Source organism: uncultured Tessaracoccus sp. (genome assembly GCF_947255005.1).
Lineage (GTDB): Bacteria > Actinomycetota > Actinomycetes > Propionibacteriales > Propionibacteriaceae > Arachnia.
This window is the reverse complement of the sequence record NZ_CAMYFI010000005.1, coordinates 1-19167: the sequence shown is the minus strand read 5'-3', so window position 1 is coordinate 19167 and position 19167 is coordinate 1. Positions and strand designations below refer to the sequence as shown.

11 protein-coding genes are annotated in these 19167 nt (G+C 68.1%); 8 read left to right on the top strand and 3 right to left on the bottom strand.

Annotated features, from left to right (window positions below):
* Nucleotides 1-31: 31 nt before the first annotated feature.
* The gene (locus Q0X61_RS02070; RefSeq protein ID WP_297739854.1) at nucleotides 32-1672 is read right to left on the bottom strand and encodes a DUF4091 domain-containing protein; all 1641 of its coding nucleotides are present in this window, start codon (nucleotides 1670-1672) and stop codon (nucleotides 32-34) included.
* 177 nt (nucleotides 1673-1849) lie between these two features.
* On the opposite strand from Q0X61_RS02070, the gene treY reads away from it, so the two are divergent.
* The 4 genes from treY to Q0X61_RS02050 all read left to right on the top strand — a co-directional run bounded on the left by treY (nucleotide 1850) and on the right by Q0X61_RS02050 (nucleotide 7420).
* Entirely contained in the window at nucleotides 1850-4399 is a 2550-nt protein-coding gene (gene treY, locus Q0X61_RS02065; RefSeq protein WP_297739852.1) for a malto-oligosyltrehalose synthase, read from the top strand.
* 53 nt (nucleotides 4400-4452) lie between these two features.
* Complete coding sequence (locus tag Q0X61_RS02060; protein WP_297739850.1) at nucleotides 4453-4704, top strand: type II toxin-antitoxin system VapB family antitoxin; 252 nt, start codon at nucleotides 4453-4455, stop codon at nucleotides 4702-4704.
* Nucleotides 4705-4865: 161 nt separating this feature from the next.
* Nucleotides 4866-6620 carry a malto-oligosyltrehalose trehalohydrolase gene (gene treZ, locus Q0X61_RS02055; RefSeq protein ID WP_297739848.1) on the top strand — a complete coding sequence of 585 codons (1755 nt, stop codon included), beginning with the start codon at nucleotides 4866-4868 and terminating at the stop codon, nucleotides 6618-6620.
* Between the two features lie 65 nt (nucleotides 6621-6685).
* The gene (locus Q0X61_RS02050; protein ID WP_297739846.1) at nucleotides 6686-7420 is read left to right on the top strand and encodes a phosphatidylcholine/phosphatidylserine synthase; all 735 of its coding nucleotides are present in this window, start codon (nucleotides 6686-6688) and stop codon (nucleotides 7418-7420) included.
* Here the strand turns inward: Q0X61_RS02050 and Q0X61_RS02045 are convergent.
* A complete protein-coding gene (locus tag Q0X61_RS02045; protein WP_297739844.1) occupies nucleotides 7367-8299 on the bottom strand; it encodes a cytochrome C oxidase subunit IV in 933 nt (310 codons plus the stop codon). The two genes, Q0X61_RS02050 and Q0X61_RS02045, sit on opposite strands and share 54 nt — an antisense overlap.
* Nucleotides 8300-8437: 138 nt before the next feature.
* On the opposite strand from Q0X61_RS02045, the gene Q0X61_RS02040 reads away from it, so the two are divergent.
* On the top strand, nucleotides 8438-8818 hold the full coding sequence (locus Q0X61_RS02040; protein WP_297739842.1) for a hypothetical protein: 381 nt from the start codon (nucleotides 8438-8440) through the stop codon (nucleotides 8816-8818).
* Between the two features lie 12 nt (nucleotides 8819-8830).
* Here the strand turns inward: Q0X61_RS02040 and Q0X61_RS02035 are convergent, their stop codons facing one another.
* On the bottom strand, nucleotides 8831-10411 hold the full coding sequence (locus Q0X61_RS02035; RefSeq protein WP_367270693.1) for a DEAD/DEAH box helicase: 1581 nt from the start codon (nucleotides 10409-10411) through the stop codon (nucleotides 8831-8833).
* Nucleotides 10412-10591: 180 nt separating this feature from the next.
* On the opposite strand from Q0X61_RS02035, the gene Q0X61_RS02025 reads away from it, so the two are divergent.
* The 3 genes from Q0X61_RS02025 to Q0X61_RS02015 all read left to right on the top strand — a co-directional run.
* On the top strand, nucleotides 10592-13450 hold the full coding sequence (locus Q0X61_RS02025; protein WP_367270692.1) for a helicase-related protein: 2859 nt from the start codon (nucleotides 10592-10594) through the stop codon (nucleotides 13448-13450).
* 106 nt (nucleotides 13451-13556) lie between these two features.
* Nucleotides 13557-14570, top strand: a complete 1014-nt coding sequence (locus Q0X61_RS02020) for an Abi family protein (RefSeq protein ID WP_297739840.1) — start codon at nucleotides 13557-13559, stop codon at nucleotides 14568-14570.
* The coding region (locus tag Q0X61_RS02015; protein ID WP_297739838.1) for a class I SAM-dependent DNA methyltransferase at nucleotides 14563-19167 on the top strand (4605 nt) is incomplete at its 3' end. The genes Q0X61_RS02020 and Q0X61_RS02015, both read left to right, overlap by 8 nt.

Sequence of the window (19167 nt, the reverse complement as noted above, 5' to 3'; positions counted from 1 at the left end):
CAGAACTCCAGCCAGCGGCACCCCAGGAGAATCAGCCTTGGCGACACCCCGCGTCGCGCACCGCTTCGTCGAGGGCGTGTCGTCGACGGAGCCACTCCGTGCCCGAAACCCACCCGGAGGCGTAGTCGAGGTCGCCGTTCGGGTCGATGATCGCCAACACCGCCTCCCTGCCCAGCACCGCTTCGGCGCCGCGTGCGGCGGCCAGGTCGTCGAACGCGTCGCGCATGAGGCGGTGGCGCAGCGAGGGCCACGCCTGCCCGTTGGGGCCGGGGTACACGATGAACGCGTCGCCACTTAGAAATCCCCCACCGGAGCTCGTCTCACGGAACGGGTCGACGGGGCCCTGGGAGAGCTGCCGCGAATAGAAGTTGAGCGCCCAGTGGAGGAAACCCTGCGCCTGCGCCTTGTAGAGCTGCCACCCCAGCGCACGCGTGCGCATGGCCGTCTGCGCAATGAATCGGTTCGACACCTTCCACGATTGCCCCACGCAGTAGTACACCCACCGGGGCTCGATACCGGCCTCCCGAAACGCCGGCACGGCATCCGTCGCGACGACGGGTTCCGCCACGAGCTCCACGAAATCGGGGTGAGAGAGCGCGTCGATCACGCGCGCCCCGTCGAGCAGGGGTTTGGCGACGCCTAGCGCCTCCCTGTAGGAATCGAGGTGCTCGCTGCTGGGCTCGTCGGAGATATGGAACAGGGTGTGGCGGAGCCCGACGCGTTCGTCGAAATAGCCTTTGAGGAACGGAACGAGGACGGCGAGGAAGTGCTGATAGGAGGGGTCGGTGGCGGGCACGTCCCACCCGAAGCGCTCCTGCGGGCGCCCGTCGACGGTGATGGTGAAGCGCGGCGTGGCCTTCGCGCCCCATTGCGTGAACAGGTGCGGCACCTCCACCTCGCGCATGCCGACGGCAGCAAGGAGGGTCATCCAGCGGTCGAGCTTGGAGGTGCCGAACGAGTACTCGTCGCCGTCGAGTGTGATGTCGAGCAGCTGCGTGGAGCGTCTGTAAGTTCCGACGGCGGTGTCGAGGGGCGGGGTCCACACCGGGGTGAGCACCGAGGTGACGCCCATGTCTCGGGCCGCGCGAAGCTGCTGTTCGACGATGCGCCAGTGCTCTTCGCTCCAGGGTTCGATGTTGTAGTGGGTGGCGAGGCAGTCGGCGTGGAACCACTGGGTGTATTCCACGCCGTGCTCCGGGAGCGGCCGGTCGACAGTGGCCACGGGGAGGGTGGCTTCGAGTAAAACGGCGTCATCGGTGGTGACCCGCACGCGCACCTCGCTGGCCGGCAGCGTCACGTCCACCCACAGCGCGTGCCACCCGATGTGCGTGGGCCGCACGGTGATGTCCGAGGATTCGGTGGGACGCAGCACGTCGGGCAGCATGCCCGGCTGGGCGAGGATGTACCCGTCGTCGCGCTCCTCCCAACAGGGCACCTGCACCGGCACGAGGTCGACCACCGACACCGCCACCGGCCCATCGCTTTCGACGGCAACCCGCAACGTGTGCGGGGCGGACAGCCTGTCGGTGTCGACGGGGCGCCAAGCGATCTGGAACGACACCGTCTCCCCTTGCCAACCGCTGAGCGACGCCGGGGGCTCCGACGGCTCCCAGCGCGGCGTCACTTTGGTGAGCGCGTCGGCGAGCACGACCTTCGGTGCGGAGCTCAGCATTGAGTGCGTCCTTTCGTGGGATGCGCTGCGGCCGTATCGGTTCGTGTGCTGCGGCTGGCGCGTCGGTTGGGTGTTGGTGCATCTAGTGTTCCAGGCCGGGTGCGGCAATCAAGCGTGTGGCATCGTCGCATTCGCGTTCGGGCGGAATTGTCAAGCGCATGCTCTAGGCTGGCAAGCGTGTTGAACACCCCCGCTTCCACGTACCGTCTCCAGCTCACGCCGTCGTTCACCTTCGACGACGCCGCCGGCCGCATCCCGTATTTGCAGGCGCTCGGCGTCACGCACGTGTTCTGCTCGCCTATTTTGCAGGCCGCACCTGGCTCCATGCACGGCTACGACGTCGTCGACCACTCGCGCGTCTCCGACGATCTGGGCGGCGAAGAGGGTTTCCGCCGGCTGGCTGCGGCTGCGTCGGAGCATGGGCTGGGACTCGTGGTCGACGTGGTGCCCAACCACATGTCAGTGCCCACGCCCATGTGGTTGAACACCGCGTTGTGGGACGTGATGCGCAGCGGCGCCGATTCGCAGTACGCGCGCTGGTTCGACATGGATCTCTCCAGCGACCAGGCCATTTTGATGCCGGTGCTGGGAGAGAAAATCGGCAAGGAGCTGTCGTCGGGCAATATCAAGGTGGAAACCCGCAGCGTGCCGGGGCTCGGCGAGCAGCCCGTCGTGAGCTACTTCGACCACGTATTCCCGGTGCGCCCTGGCACCGAGGAATTGCCCATCGCCGAGCTGCTTGAACACCAGTGGTATCGCCTGGCGCATTGGCGCGTCGGCTCTGAGGAGCTCAACTACCGGCGATTCTTCGACGTCGACACGCTCGCCGCGGTGCGCGTGGAAGATCCGGCGGTGTTCGACGCGACGCACGCGAAGCTGCTGGAGCTCTACCGCGAGGGGCTGTTCCAGGGCTTCCGGCTCGACCACATCGATGGTCTCGCCAATCCGCGAGCCTACGTTGCTAGGCTGCACGAAGTCACCGACGGCGCGTGGATCGTCGCGGAGAAAATTCTCGAAGCCGACGAGGTGCTCCCCCAGGCGTTCGATTGCGCCGGCACCACGGGCTACGATGCGCTGCAGCGCATCACCGGCCTGTTCCACGAATCCGCTGCCCTGCCACGGTTGAACGACATCTGGGAGCGGGCGACGGAGTCGGCCCAGGGCTTCCATGCCGCCCTCATCGAGGCGAAGCACGAGGTCGTCGAAACGATGCTGTTCACCGAGGTGAACCGCCTCACGTCCATCGTCGTCGCCATCTGCGACGCCGACATCCGTCTCCGCGACCACACTCGCCGCCAAATCATGCACGCCATCATCGAGCTGCTCATCGGCATGGATCGCTACCGCGCCTACGTCGAGCCCGGCCTGCCTGCGAGTGACGAGGAGCGTCAGGTGCTCATCGACGCCGCCGATCGCGCGCGCCCCAACCTCACCGACGACGAGCAAGACACCCTCGACCTCGTGCTCGCGCTCGCCATGGGCGAGCCTGGCACCGGCGACGAGGGGTGCGGGGCTGAGACGCTGCCCGCAGTGGATGCGGAGGAAGTCACCACCGAGTTTCCCGATGAGCGCGACGAGGTGGGCGTGCTGCGCGCCGAGTTCATGGTGCGGTTCGCGCAGACGTGCGGGCCGGTGATGGCGAAGTCGAAGGAAGACACGTCGTTCTACCGCTGGAACCGCTTCATCGCGGTGAACGAGGTGGGTACGGAGCCGACGGTGGTGGGCCTGCCGCCTGACGCGTTCCACGAGTTTAGCGAGCAGCAAACCAGGCTGTGGCCGAGCGCGATGACCACCTTGTCCACCCACGACACGAAACGCTCCGAAGACGTCCGCGCTCGACTGGCGGCACTCACCGAGTTCCCACGCGAGTGGGAAACATGTTTGTCGGAGCTGCGCGCGGCGGTTGCCGACGAGCGTTCAGAGCTCGTCGACGGCGCCACCGAGCTGTTCTTGTGGCAGACGTTGGTTGCCGAGTGGCGCCTTCCGGGTACCGCTGCCGGGCAGCACCCCATCACCGCCGAGCGGCTCGCCGCGTACCTCACGAAGGCCATGCGCGAGGCCAAGCGCTACACCGGCTGGACTGAGCCCGACGAGCAGTACGAGGCCGCGGTGCAAGAGCTGGCTGCGTTCGCGCTCGGAAGCGACGATGTTGCCGCGGCGCTCGATGCGTTTACCCAGATCACCGCCGAATCCGTGCGGGCCAACATTCTCGGCCAGAAGCTGCTCCAGCTCACCATGCCGGGTGTGCCCGACGTGTATCAGGGCTGCGAGGTCGTCGACCTCTCGCTCGTCGACCCCGACAACCGCCGCGAAGTGGATTTCTACCGTCGCGCAGGCATCCTCGCGTCGCTGCAAGAGAACCCGCCTACAGATCTCGACACGGAGAAGCTGTTCGTCACCAGCCTGGCGCTGCGCCACCGTCGTGAGCACGCCGACGCGTACCGCGGGCCGAGCGCACAGTATCACCCCATCGCCTCCACCACGGGCCACGCGGTGGCGTTCTCACGTGGCACGGGCGACGAGGTGGCGGCCATCACCGTCGTCACGCGGCTCGCCGCGAAGCTCGCCGAGCGCGACGGCTGGGGCGATCACACGCTCTTCCTGCCCGACGGCACCTTCCGCAACCTGTTCACCGACGAGGTGGTCTCGGGCGGACAGACCCCCGTCGCCGATGTTCTCGGCACCTACCCCGTCGCGCTGCTCGTGCCTGAGCAGTCCAGGGAGTAATCTGGCCCAATTATCTACCCAGTTCTACCTAACTCGTCGATGAAGATAGAACTATGGCGATCAATGTCAAAGACCCAGCCACTGACGCACTCGCACGGGAGCTCGCGGCACTCACCGGCGAGTCGCTCACGACGGCCGTGCGCCGCTCTATCGAGGAGCGCCATGCGCGCGTGCAGCGAGCACGCAGCCGCAGCATGTCCAACGCCTACATCATGAGCATCATCGAGCGTGCCAAACGTCTCCCTCGCCTCGATGACACCCCATCTGACCAGTACCTCTACGGAGACGATGGGCTGCCCGCGTGATCATCGACTCCTCTGTGATGATGGCGATCGTGCTGGCCGAGCCGGAAGCCTCCGGGTTCCTCCAAGCCATCAGGATTTCTCCGCCACAGACCCTCCCAACGCGCTCGAGCTCTGACGCTTCGCACGCTCGTCGTGGCACTCCCCTCCCTTAGGCTGGGATCATGCGTGATTTCACCCGTCCAGCACTGTGGGCACCCCGAGCCAACCGCGTCGACCTCGTCGTCGATGAAACTTCCCGACCGATGCACCCCGACGCAGAACGCGCCGGCTGGTGGGTAGCCGACGCCGCGCTCGAACCCGGCTCCCGCTACGCCTTTTCCCTCGACGGCGGCTCGCCTCGCCCGGATCCACGCAGCCTCGCCCAGCCTGACGGTCCGCACGGCGCCAGCCGCATCGTCGACCCCGCAGCCATCGACCGCCCACAGTGGGAGGGCGTCGATCTCCGCGGCGGCGTGCTGTACGAGCTGCACGTCGGCACGTTTACTGACGAGGGCACCTTCGATGCGGCTATCGGCAAGCTGGACTACCTTGTCGAGTTGGGCGTCGACGCGGTGGAGGTGATGCCCGTCGCGGATTTTCCTGGGCGCTGGGGCTGGGGGTACGACGGCGTCGGGCAATATGCCGTGCATCAGGCGTACGGCGGGCCGGAGGCGTTCGTGCGGTTCATCGACGCCTGCCACGCGCGCGGGCTGGGCGTGATCCTCGACGTCGTCTACAACCACCTCGGCCCGGAGGGCAACTACCTCGGGGAGTTCGGGCCCTACTTCACGGACAAGCACCAGACGCCGTGGGGTGCGGCACTCAACCTGGATCAGGAGCACGCCGACGAGGTGCGCGCGTTCTTCCTCGGAGCAGCGCATCAGTGGCTCGCGCGGTTCCAGTGCGACGGGTTGCGCCTCGACGCGGTGCACGCGCTCGCGGACGATTCGGAGCAGCATTTCCTCGCGGAGATCGCCGACGCATCCCTCGCTTGGGAGCAGGAGCTCGGCCGCCCGTTGTTCATCACCGCTGAGTCGGATTTGAACCAGCCATCCATGGTGAGCCCGACGAACTCCGTCGCCTTCGCACGCGGCATGGACGCCCAGTGGGCCGATGACGTGCACCACGCGCTGCACGCATTCTTTACCGGCGAGACGCAGGGATACTACGTCGACTTCGGCACCGCCGAGGTGCTCGACAAGGCACTCACTAGGGTATTCATCCACGACGGCACATATTCGACGTTCCGCGGCGAAGACTGGGGCGCACCCGTAGAGCCCACCACTCCGCTGTACGACGGGCACTCATTCATCACGTTCATCCAGAACCATGACCAGGTGGGTAACCGCGCCGCCGGCGACCGCCTGCGCGACGCCGACCGCCAGGCCGCAGCCGCCGCGCTTCTCCTGCTGGCCCCGTTCACGCCGATGATCTTCATGGGCGAGGAGTGGGCGGCCTCGACACCGTTCCCGTTCTTCGCCGACCTCGGAGACGAGCTGGCCCCACTCGTCTCCGAGGGTCGCGCGCGCGAGTTCGCCGAGATGGGGTGGAGCGACGAGGTCCCCGATCCTCAGGCCGAGGCGACGTTCACGTCAGCCAAACTGCGCTGGGACGAGCGCGAGCGCGAGGGGCATCGTCGGATGCTCGAGTGGTACCGCGCGCTGCTGGCGCTCCGCGAGGTCCTCCCCGGCGCGACGGACCCCTCCCTCAGCGCCACGCGCGTCGAGGTCGTCGACGACGACACCCTGCTCATGCGTCGCCCCGGCTTCGTGGTGGCCGCCACTCGGGCCCAGGGCGAGAAGCCCCTCCCCGTGACGGGGCCGCTGCTGGCGAGCTGGGCTGCGCCCCGTCGTGACGAGGACGGTAGCTGGGTACTCGTGGGGCCGGGCGCTGTCGTCGTGGGTGTGGAGGAGAAACGCACCGCGCAGCCGGAGTGAGCAGGTCCCGTCGCCTACGGCGGGCCAGTTGGGCTCGGCTGCGGGGCATGCGCCACACTTGCGGAATGGCGTTTTCCAATTCGGCAGATCGGGCTCGCGCGTGGGCGGTGCATGCACTCACGCTGAGCGGCTTCGTGTTTGCGATGCTCGCCACCGTCGCGCTCATCGAGGGGCGGATCGCGTGGATGTGGTTGTGGCTCGCGATCGCGATGATGATCGACGGGGTCGACGGCACGCTCGCCCGCCGCGCGCGGGTGAAGGAGGTGCTGCCGTGGTTTGACGGCGGGGTGGTCGACATCGTCGTGGACTACCTCACGTGGACGTTCATCCCTGCGGTGTTCATGGCGATCCACCTGCCGATGGGCCCCAAACCGGTGCCGGAGCTGCTGGCGATCGTCGTGCTGATCTCGTCGATGTTCTGCTACGCCAACGCCAACTGGAAGTCCACCGACCACTACTTCGTCGGCTTCCCCGCCGCGTGGAACGTCGTCGCGGTGGCGATGTACGTCCTTGCCACGCCCGGTTGGGCAAACATCGTCATCACGCTGGTGCTCGCGGTGCTGACCCTGGTGCCCACCCACTACACGCACCCGTTCCGGGTGAGGAAGTTCATGGCGATCAACATCGCCGCGATCCTCACGTGGGTCGTCGCCACGGGCGCCCTCGTCGCGCTGCACCCGGTGCGGCCGACGTGGCTGTTGGTGCTGTTCTGGCTGGGCGGCGGCTGGTTCCTCGTCAGCGGGATGCTACGCGATGTCCGGGGCCGCACGAAGGCTGCGGGCGACCACGTGGTCTCGTAGCCAACGCCACCCCTCGAGCACGATCGCAGCGACGATCATCCCTATGACGATGACCGTCACAAACCACGGGTAACCCCGGCCGTGGGTCCAGAAGTAGATGTAGGGCGCGACGAAGGTGGTCAGCGCGACGACCATCCCCAGTATCCGTGTGCTCGTCTTGCGGGCGGCGACCATCGCGATGATGCCCCACGTGTACGGGATGGCGGTGATGAGGTCGATCGCCCAGATGATCCACACCTTGCCGTGAAACTGCTTCACGAACATCACTGGCAGCGCGCGCAGTGAGGAGTAGATGAGCACGACGAGGTAGGCGATCACCTTCGGGGAGCGCAGGAACCGCAGCAGCGGGTGCCGGTGGAGGATCGGTACGCCGGCGTCGCGCAGCGCGGCGAGGTCCTGGCGGGAGATGCGCATGGAGTCGGTGCCTTCCACCGCCCACCGCATGAAGCGCTGTTGATCGTCGGTGCCGTGGAGCCAGTGGCGCACGAAGGCGCAGGGATTCATCGCGACGGGGATCAGGCCGTCGCGCGCTGGGCCTGCCTGACGCAGCAGCCCGTAGCCGACCCGCTCCTGGGCCGCAGCCAGATCGTCGGCGGAGATCTCACCCAGCCAGAGCCACTGCCGGCGTTCGAGCGCGCCGCGCAGGTCGTGGGCGAGGCCGATGTCCCGGGCGTCTCCCTGACGGAGGCTGTCAAACCAGGCGGAGCTCACGTGCCCGAATGAGGAGACGTTGCCGGGGCTGAGGTCGCCGATGCGGTCGGCGCCGGAGACCTCGAGGAGCACGTCGGGGTCGAGCGCGTAGCGGGCAGCGAGCTGCACGTCGTCGACGCTGTACGTCGCGACGAGTCTCTCCCACGCCTCGGCTGCCATCCTCGCCATTTTGGCACGGCAGGCAAGGAGGCCGCATCTGCCGGCCCGGCGAAATTCGTCCGAGTCCGGTGTCAACCGGGCGCTGGGGTCACCGCGTTCAGATGGGTGAAGGGACACACACCCGCAACCGGCTTGAAAGGACCTGCCATGCGCACCACCATTACCCGCGTCACCACCGCAGTCGCTGCACTCGTGCTCGTGCTGACGGCCTTCGCCTCCACGCTCACCGCCAACGCCGAAGAGCGCTACGGCCTCTCCATCGACCACGGCTCCGTCACGTTCCACAACTACTTCGAGAAGCCGCTGACCATCTCCTGGACCGACGGGGAGGACCTCTCGGGCGAAGTCGTCATCGACCCCGGCCACTCGGAGGACATCGAGGCGATGACCAAGCACTTCATGTACTCCGCGTTCATCAAGGAGGGCATCGTCGGCCAGGCCGAGTGGCCGGGGCTGGACCTGCGCGTGAAGAAGGACACGAAGCCCACCAAGCCGGCCAAGCCCAGCCTCCCGAACACGGGCGTCTGAGGCGTCCGCCGCTCACCGCCGCAGCCTGAGGGCCTTGGGTGTCGAATAGGCACCCAGGGCCCTCAGCGCCTCCGCAAACTCCCTCGCCAGCCCCGACTGCGAACCCGCCGCCTCGCCGGCGATCAGCTCGAGCGACAGGTCCGGCAGGGCGCCGCGCCCCACGGCGTCGGACAGCGCCCCCGCTACGGCGGCGAGGAGGTCGAGGGTGGCGTCGAAGGCGTCGCGCGGCAGGTCCGCGAACGGGGCCGAGCGGCGCAGGGTGTGCCACCAGTCGTCGACGGCGAGCGACCCGAGCGCGCAGGCGGAGACGGTGTGCTGGGCGAGGATGTCGAGGGGGTTGGCGACGGTGCGGGTGGACTCGACGGCGCCGGCGAGCATGCGGTCCGCCACGACCGTGGCCGCGACGAGGTCCGCGCGGTGCGTCGGGAAGATGATGCCCTCCGACGCGGCGCCGACGTGGTGGCCCGCGCGGCCGATGCGCTGGAGGCCGGACGCGACGGAGAACGGCGCGGCGAGCTGGATGACGAGGTCGATGTCGCCCATGTCGATGCCGAGCTCGAGCGAACTGGTGGCGACGACGCACCGCAGTTCCCCGCGTTTCAAAGCGTCCTCGATCTGGGCGCGCTGCTCCTTGGAGATGGAGCCGTGGTGGGCTCTGGCGAGGGGGTTTGCGGGCGGGGCCTCGCCTGCCTCCTCCGCGCGGGCGGCGTGGAGCGCGTTGAGGCGGTCGGTGACCTGCTCGGCGGTGCGCCGGGAGTTGGCGAAGACGAGCGTCGAGCGATGGGCGAGGATTTCGTCGAGGACACGCTCGTCGATGTGCGGCCAGATGGAGTGCTGGCGGCGGGGGTCGTCGGAGGGCTGGTCGCGGGTGAGGTCGGCCATGTCCCGGACGGGGACCTCCACCGACAGGTCCCAGCGCTTGTGGGAGGCTGGTCTGACGATCGTGACCGGCCGCGCGCCGCCCAGGAAGCGGGCCACCTCCTCGGGCGGCTCGACCGTCGCGGAGAGGCCGACGCGCTGCGCCGGGGAGGCAAGGAGGTCGTCGAGGCGCTCGAGCGAGACGGCGAGGTGCGCCCCGCGCTTGGTGCCCGCGACGGCGTGGACCTCGTCGACGATCACCGTGCCGACTTCGGTGAGCGTCTCGCGCGCCGACGACGTGAGCATGAGGAACAGCGACTCCGGCGTGGTGATCAGGATGTCGGGCGGGGTGGTGAGGAGGGCGCGACGCCCGGCGGGCGTCGTGTCGCCCGAACGCACGCCGACGCGGACCTCGGCCGGAGCCCCGCCCGAGGCGAGGGTCTCGTCGGAGATGCCGCGGAGTGGGGCGCGGAGGTTGCGCTCGACGTCGACGCCGAGGGCCTTGAGCGGTGAGATGTAGAGGACGCGGGTGGCGGGGGCTGCGGGGCGCGGCTCCGCGATCAGGCGGTCGATCGCCCAGAGGAACGCCGCGAGCGTCTTTCCCGACCCCGTCGGAGCGATGACAAGGGCGTTCTCCCCGCGCGAGATGGCGTCCCAGGCTTCGCGCTGCACCTTGGTCGGCTCCCCCAGCGCGCGCTCGAACCACGCGCGCGTCGGGCCCGAGAACTGCTCCATGCGCCCAGTATCGCAGCGCCCACCGACGGCGGTTCCGCCCTCCCTGATGGTCGAGCCCGCCCGCCAGATGGTCGAGTAGGCGCGCAGCGCCGTATCGAGACCCCCATCCACACAGCCCCCAAGTTCCTTTGACAAGCCACGCCGCGCAAACCGTCATACGGCCCCGATAGGATCCCGGACATGGCGCAATTGGCCGCGACGCTAGAAGTCGCTCCCGGATCTGTGGTGGTGGTACGCGACGAGGTGTGGCTGGTCACGCAGGCCCGCTCGACGTCGGACGGGCTGCTCATCCAGGCGCAGGGGCTGAGCGAGTTGGTCAAGGGCCAGTCGGCGCAGTTCTATGAGTCGCTCGATCACATCGAGGTCCTCGATCCGCGCAAGGCCACGGTGCGGGGCGACGACTCCCCCGGCTACCGAGACGCCCGCCTCTGGCTCGAGGCGACGGTCCGCAAGACCCCGCTACCACTCACCGACGACCATCTCACCGTCTCCACGGACGCGCTGGCGGACCAACTCAGTTACCAGCACACCGCCGTGCGGCGCGCGTTGAGCCCGGAAGCCCTGCGCCCACGGCTGCTGATCGCCGACGCGGTGGGCCTCGGCAAGACGCTGGAGATCGGCATGATCCTCTCCGAGCTGATCCGTCGCGGGCGCGGAGACCGCATCCTGATCGTCTGCCCCCGGCACGTGCTCGAGCAGATGCAGCACGAGATGTGGACGCGATTCGCGATCCCGTTCGTCCGCCTGGATTCCATCGGCGTGCAACGCGTGAAGCAGAAGCTGCCCGCCACCCGCAATCCGTTCACCTACTTCAACCGCGTCATCATCTCGATGGACACCCTGAAGCAGGACCGCTTCTCGCACGATCTGCGCAAGCACAAGTGGGACGCCGTCGTGATCGACGAGTCGCACAACGTCACCAACTCCGCGACGCAGAACAATCGCCTCGCCCGCATCCTTGCGCCCACCACGGACGCCCTGCTCCTCGCCTCCGCGACGCCCCACAACGGCAACGCCGAGTCGTTCGCCGAGCTGATCCGGCTGCTGGAGCCGACGGCGGTCTCGCCTCAGGGCCAGCTCGACAAGGACGACGTGGCCCGGCTGGTCATCCGCCGTCACCGCCACAGCGACGAGGTGGCCAAGGTCGTCGGCGCCGACTGGGCCGAGCGCAAGCCCATCCAGCACCGTCTGATCGACGCCTCCCCCGATGAGGACGCCGTCGCGCACGAGCTCGCCGAGGTCTGGCTCTACCCGCGTCACGGCTCGTCGCCCTATTCCGGCAAGGGCAAGCTCTTCCAGTGGGTGCTCGCGAAGGCGTTTCTGTCGTCGCCGGCAGCGTTCGCAGCGACGGTGCGGGAGCGCCTCAGCCGGGTCGACGGCTTCTCCCCCGCCGAGCAACGGGAGCGGGACGCGCTGCGTCGCCTCCTCGCCCTGAACGAGCCGACGCATCAGCGCAGCTCCAAGTACGACGCGCTCGTTGAGTATCTGAAGGGCATCGGCGTCGGCAAGGCCAGCCCGATGCGCGCGGTCGTCTTCTCCGAACGAGTCCAGACGCTCCACTACCTGCGCGATCGACTGCGCAAGAGCTTCGGGTTCAAGCCCGAGCAGGTGCAGCTCCTGCACGGCGGCCTCAGCGACGTCGAGCAGCAGGACATCGTCGAGAGCTTCAAGCAGGCGCACTCTCCCATTCGCGTGTTGGTGACGGGCGACGTCGCCTCCGAGGGCGTCAACCTCCACAAGCAGTGCCACGAAATGATCCACTACGACATCCCGTGGAGCCTGATCCGCATTGAGCAGCGCAACGGCCGCATCGACCGCTACGGCCAGCTCACCCCGCCGCAGATCACCACGCTGCTGCTGAGCCCGAGCACGCCGCGCTTCTCGGGCGACATCCGCGTGCTGACGCGGCTCGTCGACAAGGAGGCGGAGGCGCACCGCGCGCTCGGCGACGCCGCCATGCTCATGGGCTGCCATTCGGTGCGGGCCGAGGAGGACGCGATCGCGGCGGTGCTCGCGGGCGAGTCGGAGTTCGACGACGTCGTCCGCTCGCCGATACAGCTCAGCGACGACCTCGACTTCGTCGACGCATTCTTCGCGGACCTCGCGGCCCTCCCGGCTCCGGAGGAGTCTCCGGTCGTCGAGGCGGGGGCGTCGTCCTCGGGGCTGTACGCCGCCGACGTGGACTTCCTGCGCGAGGCGCTCCTGGTCGCCTTCCCGACGCCACACGCCCCGGTCGAGAAGGGCGGCGTCGAGTGGCGCGAGCACCCTCAGGACCAGACGGTGGAGTTCAGGCCCCCCGCAGACCTGCGGCAGCGGCTCGAGGTGCTCCCGCAGGCCTACCTCAAGGACCGCGGCGTCACCGAGGTGCTTCGGCTGGCGGTGACGAAGCAGAAGGGCAAGCAGTTGCTTGCCGACGCGCTCACCGACACGTCGGACTCGACGTGGCCGACGGCGCACTACCTGAGCCCGTTGCACCCGGTCCTCGACTGGGCCGCCGATCGCGCTCTCGCCAGCTTGGCCCGCAACGAGGTGTTCGCGGTGCGGGGCGACGTCGACGAGCCGCATGTGCTGCTCGTCGGCACCCTCACCAACCGGCACGGCCAGACGGTGGCGGTGTCGTGGGTGGACGTGCAGTTCCCAAATTCCGACAACCCCACGTTCGCGCTGCCCGAGGTGCGCGCGTCCGCCAGGGAGCTGTTCGAGCAGATCGGATTCGGCTCGGAGATGATCAACCCCGGCGCGCTCGACACCGATCGGCTGCAGGCATTCATCGAGCCAGCCGTCGCGCACGCCGAGGTGGCCCTCGAAGCGACGATGGCCTACGCGAAGGATGCCGCCGAGCAGCGCATCGAGCGCTGGAGCGCCCGCACGAGCGACTGGCAGGAGCGAGCGGCGGAGGTCGCCCAGCGCGAGCTCGTGCGCAATCGGCGCATGACCGTCGCGCAGGAGCAGCAGGTGATCGAGGACATGCGCCCGACGCGGCGCCTCGTCAGGCCGCTGCTGGTCGTGGTCCCGGACTCGTTCGGACAGGATCGGTAGGTGTGACGGTGTTGTTCGCGCGCAAGCAGGCTGGTACCGTGGAATCAACCGTTCAGCCCGCCCAGATCCCTCTGGTGTGGGCTGGATCTCTTTCGGGACGTCGACGATGATGCAGCCGATCAAGCCTGCGACGACGATCGCCCAGCAGATCCGGTTGCTGACGGACCGCGGGATGACCGTCGACGAGCGACAGGCGAGCCAGTGGCTCTCCCAGGTTCACTACTACCGGCTCTCCGGCTACTGGTACCCCTATCGACGCCCAATTGACGCCGTCACTCGAGCGGACGAGTTCCTGCCGAACACCGACTTCGCCAGCGTCGCGGCCCTCTACGAGTTCGACCGCAAGCTGCGCTCGTTGGTGCTCGACGGGCTCGAACGGGTGGAGGTGGCGCTCCGGTCCCAGATCAGCCAGATCCTCGGGCTCCGAGGGCCGCTCGCCCATCGTTCGCCGCAGGAATCCAGGCCGACCTTCCAGCACGGTGCCTGGGTCCAGAAGGCCGGGCAGCGGGTCCAGCGGGCCTCCAGGAACAGCAGCTTCGTCCAACACCATCTGGCCAAGTACGGCCCCTCGCTGCCCATCTGGGTCCTCGTGGAGGTGCTGGACTTCAGCGATCTCTCCATCCTCTTCGAAGGTCTGCGCACCCGGGACCAGTACACGGTCGCCGCAGGTATGGGACTCGATGTCGATCTGACGCGGCTCAGCAAACGACAAGCGCGATCGGCCAAGAAGGAGCATCCCCTGGTGCGCTGGCTGCAGCAACTCTCGATCGTCCGGAACGTGTGCGCACACCACGCCCGGCTCTGGAACATGTCCTTCGTCCCAGCGTCCGGCACCGCCTTGCGGAGCGTCCCCGGGCTCGGCTCGCTCCCGCAGCAGAGCGAGCGGGTCTATGGCGCGCTGCTCTTGACGGGATTCCTGTTGCAGACCATCTCCCCGGGCACGTCGTGGCCACACAAGCTGCGGGGCCTCGTCGATGAGTCGTTCCTCCCCATCGAACACCGGACGGTCGGCGAGATGGGGTTCCCCGACGACTGGCGACGAGAGGCCCTCTGGGAAGCGCCCGCCCCAGCCTCCCCGATAACCATCCGATCGCACCCACGAAGGAACAGCCATGAGTGATGCACTCGTCGTCGGCGAGGACTTCCTCTCCGAGCACTTCTTCACCACCGAGGCGAAGAACGAGTCGTTCCTGAAACTGGTGCTGGAGCGCCGCAAGTCGTGGGACGACGCCGAGACGGAGACGAGCCGATCGCGCTTCACAGCGGCGCGCGGGCAGCTCGCCGTCGACCTCGCCAACCTCCACGCCGACGACGCCCCGAGCCCCGAGGAGGTGGGCGAGCTCTACGATCGCCTCCGCTCGGTCCTCGGCTACGACTCCGACGAGTACGAGGTCGAGGTGGACGGGCCGATCCGCCGGTACAACACCCGCGGGGTCGAGTCGGCCGCGCCCTTCGCCATGCTCGATGCCGAGCCGGCGGACGCCGTCGAGGAGATCTTCAGCCGCGACGGCGACACTCCCTTCCCGCTGCTGGAGCCCTGGCAGCGCGACGAGAAGACCGTGGAGACCTCCGTGACGCGCGCCGCATCGGCGCTGTTGCAGGAGGAGGACGGGCCGGAGTTTGCGCTCATCCTCGCGGGACGCTGGCTGCTCGTCACGGAGCAGGCGCGATGGGCTGAGGGGCGCTACCTCGCCGTCGACCTGCAGACCGTCGCCGATCGCAACGACGGCCGTCGCGGCGGGGAGATCGACAAGGCCCTGACGATCCTCGAGGCCGCGTCGCTGGCGCCCACCGCCGACGGCCAGATCTGGTGGCAGGCGACGCTCGAGGAGTCCGTGAAGCACACGGTGGGCGTCAGCAAGGACCTGCGCGAGGGCGTCCGTCGGAGCATCGAGATCATCGCCAACGAAGTGGTGGCCAGGCGTCAATCGCTCGGGCTCGACCCGCTGCCCGCCGGGCAGGCGCAGCCATTGGCCCGGCAGTCGCTCAGGTTTCTCTACCGCATCCTCTTCCTCCTCTACGCGGAGGCATCGCCGGAGCTCGGCGTGCTGCCCGTCGGCGCGACCGAGTACGACGCCGGCTACAGCCTCGACCGCCTGCGGGAGCTCACCTTGGTCGAGCTCTCGACGCCGACCAGCCGCTCCGGCACCCACTTCTACGAGTCGTTGGACATCCTGTTCCGCCTCATCGACGGCGGCCACGCCCCGGGCGAGAGCGCCGACGGGCAGACGGACGGGCTCGAGTTCCACTCGCTGCGCGCCGATCTGTTCAAGCCGGAGGCGATCGCGCTGATCTCGGAGGTGAAGCTCGGCAATGGCGCGCTGCAGGACGTGCTCCGGCGGCTCCTGCTGAGCAAGGAGTCGAAGGGCCGCGACCGTGGCTTCATCAGCTACGTCGACCTCGGCATCAACCAGCTCGGCGCGGTGTACGAGGGCCTGATGAGCTACACGGGCTTCTTCGCGGAGACCGATCTCTACGAGGTGGCGAAGGACGGCCACCCGGAGAAGGGCTCGTGGGTCGTGCCCACCGAGCGCGCCGAGGGCATCGCGGAGAAGGACTTCGTCCGCGAGGTCGACGAGCTCACGGGCGAGCCGCGCCCCGTCATCCATAGGCAGGGGCAGTTCGTGTTCCGCCTCTCGGGCCGCGAGCGGCAGCAGTCGGCGTCCTATTACACGCCGGAGGTGCTGACGAAGTTCGTCGTCTCCCAGGCGCTCGAAGAGCTGCTCGATCAGGACAGCGCCACGACCACCGCCGACGAGATCCTCGCCCTCAGCGTCTGCGAGCCGGCCATGGGCTCTGGCGCGTTCGCCATCGAGGCGGTCCGTCAGCTCGCCGAGCAGTACCTCCGTCGCCGGCAGGCCGAGCTCGGCAAGGAGATCCCGCCGGAGGACTACCCCGAGGAGCTGCAGCGGGTGAAGGCCTACCTCGCCCTGCACAACGTCCACGGCGTCGATCTCAACGCCACCGCCGTCGAGTTCGCCGAGATCACCCTCTGGCTCGACACGATGAGCAAGGGCCTCGAAGCCCCGTGGTTTGGCCTCAGGCTTCGTCGGGGCAACTCGCTGATCGGCGCCAGACGCGAGGTCTATTCCCGCAGCGACGTCAACTCGAAGGCGTGGCTGACGACGCCGGCCAAGGCAGTCCCGCTCACCGACCTCGCCGAGCGCATCGCGCAGGACTCCCTCGCACCCACCGACACTGACGGCCGCATCCACCATTTCCTGCTGCCGGCTGAGGGGTGGGGGTCGACGTCGCAGAGCAAGGAGGCGAAGGCACTCATCCCCGACCGGGTGCGGCGCGTCAACGCCTGGCGCAAACAACTCCGCACCAAGCCCTCCAAGAAGCAGCTCGACGCGCTCGTCGAGATCGCCTACCAGGTGGAGGAGCTCTGGACCATGGCGCTCCGGCGCCTGATGGTCGCCGAGGAGCAGTCGCGGCGGCCGATCAGGCTCTGGGGCCGTGACGTGACCCCCAATGTGGGAGTCGTGACGCGGGAGCAGATCGAGGCGTCCCTCGCGGACCCCAACGGCGCCTACCGCCGCCTGCGACGCGTCATGGACGCGTGGTGCGCGCTCTGGTTCTGGCCGCTCACCGGCGAGGAGATCGAGCCCCCGACGTGGGACCAGTGGATCGACGCCCTCACCGGACTGCTGGGATCCAACCGCAGCGGCCGCCGCGCCGCCAGCCAGGGCGCCGCAGCGCTCCAGTCCGACGACATCTGGAGCACGCTTGCCGACAACGAGGCCTTCGCACTCGCCGCCGGACTGGCGAAGCCCGTCGACGACGTCCTCGCCGCCCACCCGTGGTTGCGGGTCTGTGAGCGCGTGGCCGCCGATCAGGGCTTCTTCCACTGGGAGCTCGACTTCGCCCCCGTCTTCGGCCGGGGCGGATTCGACCTTCAGGTCGGGAATCCTCCATGGGTCCGTCCGATGCAGGACAGCGACGCGATGCTTGCCGAGGGCGACCCTTGGTGGCAGCTCGAGAACAAGCCATCCGAGGAGATGCGGGCTGTGCGCCGGGCTGCGACGCTGTCGCTGCCCGGCATGACCGACGTGCTGCTCGACGGCGTGGCTCCAGTCGCAGCCGTCTCGGCCTACACGGGCTCGGAGATCAATTTTCCGGTGTTGATGGGGCTTCAACCGGACTTGTATCGCTGTTTCATGTTGAGCACCTGGGCTCATGGATCGCCGCACGGAATTGTCAGCCTGCTCCATCCCGAGAGTCACCTCACGGACGAGAAGGCTGGCACCGTGAGGTCGGCCACCTACTCTCGCCTGCGACGCCACTGGCAGTTCGTCAACGAACTCCAGCTCTTCGCAGAGGTGCATCACCTCGTCTCCTACGGGGTCCACGTCTCGGGCCGGGCACGCGATGTGGGATTCCTCAACGCTTCCGCGTTGTACCACCCGGACACCGTTGAGCGCTCGTTCCGCCACGACGGCTCGGGTGAGCAGCCGGGGTTCAAACACATGGGCCGCTGGGACCAGCGGCCCCATGCCAGCCGCATCGAGCGCGTCGACGAAGTGACGCTCCGCGAGTGGCGTGACATCCTTGATCCCGACTTGCAGGACGCCCGCCAGACCCGGATGCTCTACACCGTCAACCGGGAGGTCGCCGAGACCCTGCGAGTGCTCTCCGCGGGAGCACGCATGGCATCACTGGGGCTCAAGTTCTCAGCGGGCTGGCACGAGAAGATGGACCGCCAGAAGGGCTACTTCGTCCAACGCTGGGGTGCCCCCGAGAGCTGGGACGACGCCATCTTGCAGGGGCCGCACCTGCACGTCGCGACGCCGCTCTACAAGCAGCCCAACCCGACCATGAAGCACAACCAGGACTGGTCGGAGACCGACTTCGAGACTCTCGCCCCCGACGCCATCCCGGCGACCAGCTACAAGCCCGCCGGGCCGCGCGCGAAGTACGACGCCGACTACACCCACTGGGACGGCAAGCCTGCCCGCGACGAGTACCGCCTCGCTTGGCGCAGGATGGCCGCGAACGCGGGCGAGCGCACCCTGATCGCGGCGATAGTTCCGCCCGGGACTGCCCACGTAAATCCGGTATACACCGCTAGTGCACCAACCACCCACGAGCTGATCATGGCGGCTGCGGGGACGTCTTCGTTGCTCTTGGACTTCTCCATCCGGTCCTCCCCCAAGAGTGACATCCACTTCGCAACGCTGAATCGCTTGCCTCGGCTCCGCTTGGACCACCCATTGTCTGCCGGACTGCGGTTGCGATCCCTGCGATTGAACTGCATCACTCACGCCTACTCGGATCTCTGGCGGGAGTGCTGGAACGCACAGTTCGCAGAGGATTCCTGGATCACAGACGAGCACGTGTTCTCCACACTCGGCGACGTCGGCCCCGAGTGGACGCCCGACACGCCGCTGCGACGCGCGGCAGACCGTCGGCAGGCGCTGGTCGAGATCGACGCCTTGGTCGCACTGATGCTGGGAGTCTCGGCAGACCAGCTCTGCACGGTGTACCGCACGCAGTTCGCGGTCCTCTACGGCTACGACCACAACGCCTACCTCTACGACGCCAACGGCCGCCTCGTCCCCACCCCTGTCCGCAAGGTCTGGAACAAGAAAGGCGCGGCGATCACGGTGGAGGAACGGACGCACACCAACGCGTCGGGCAACACCTACGTCTACGAGCTGCCGTTCGAGCACTACGACCGCGAGCACGACATGCGCGTCGCCTACGCGGAGTTCGAG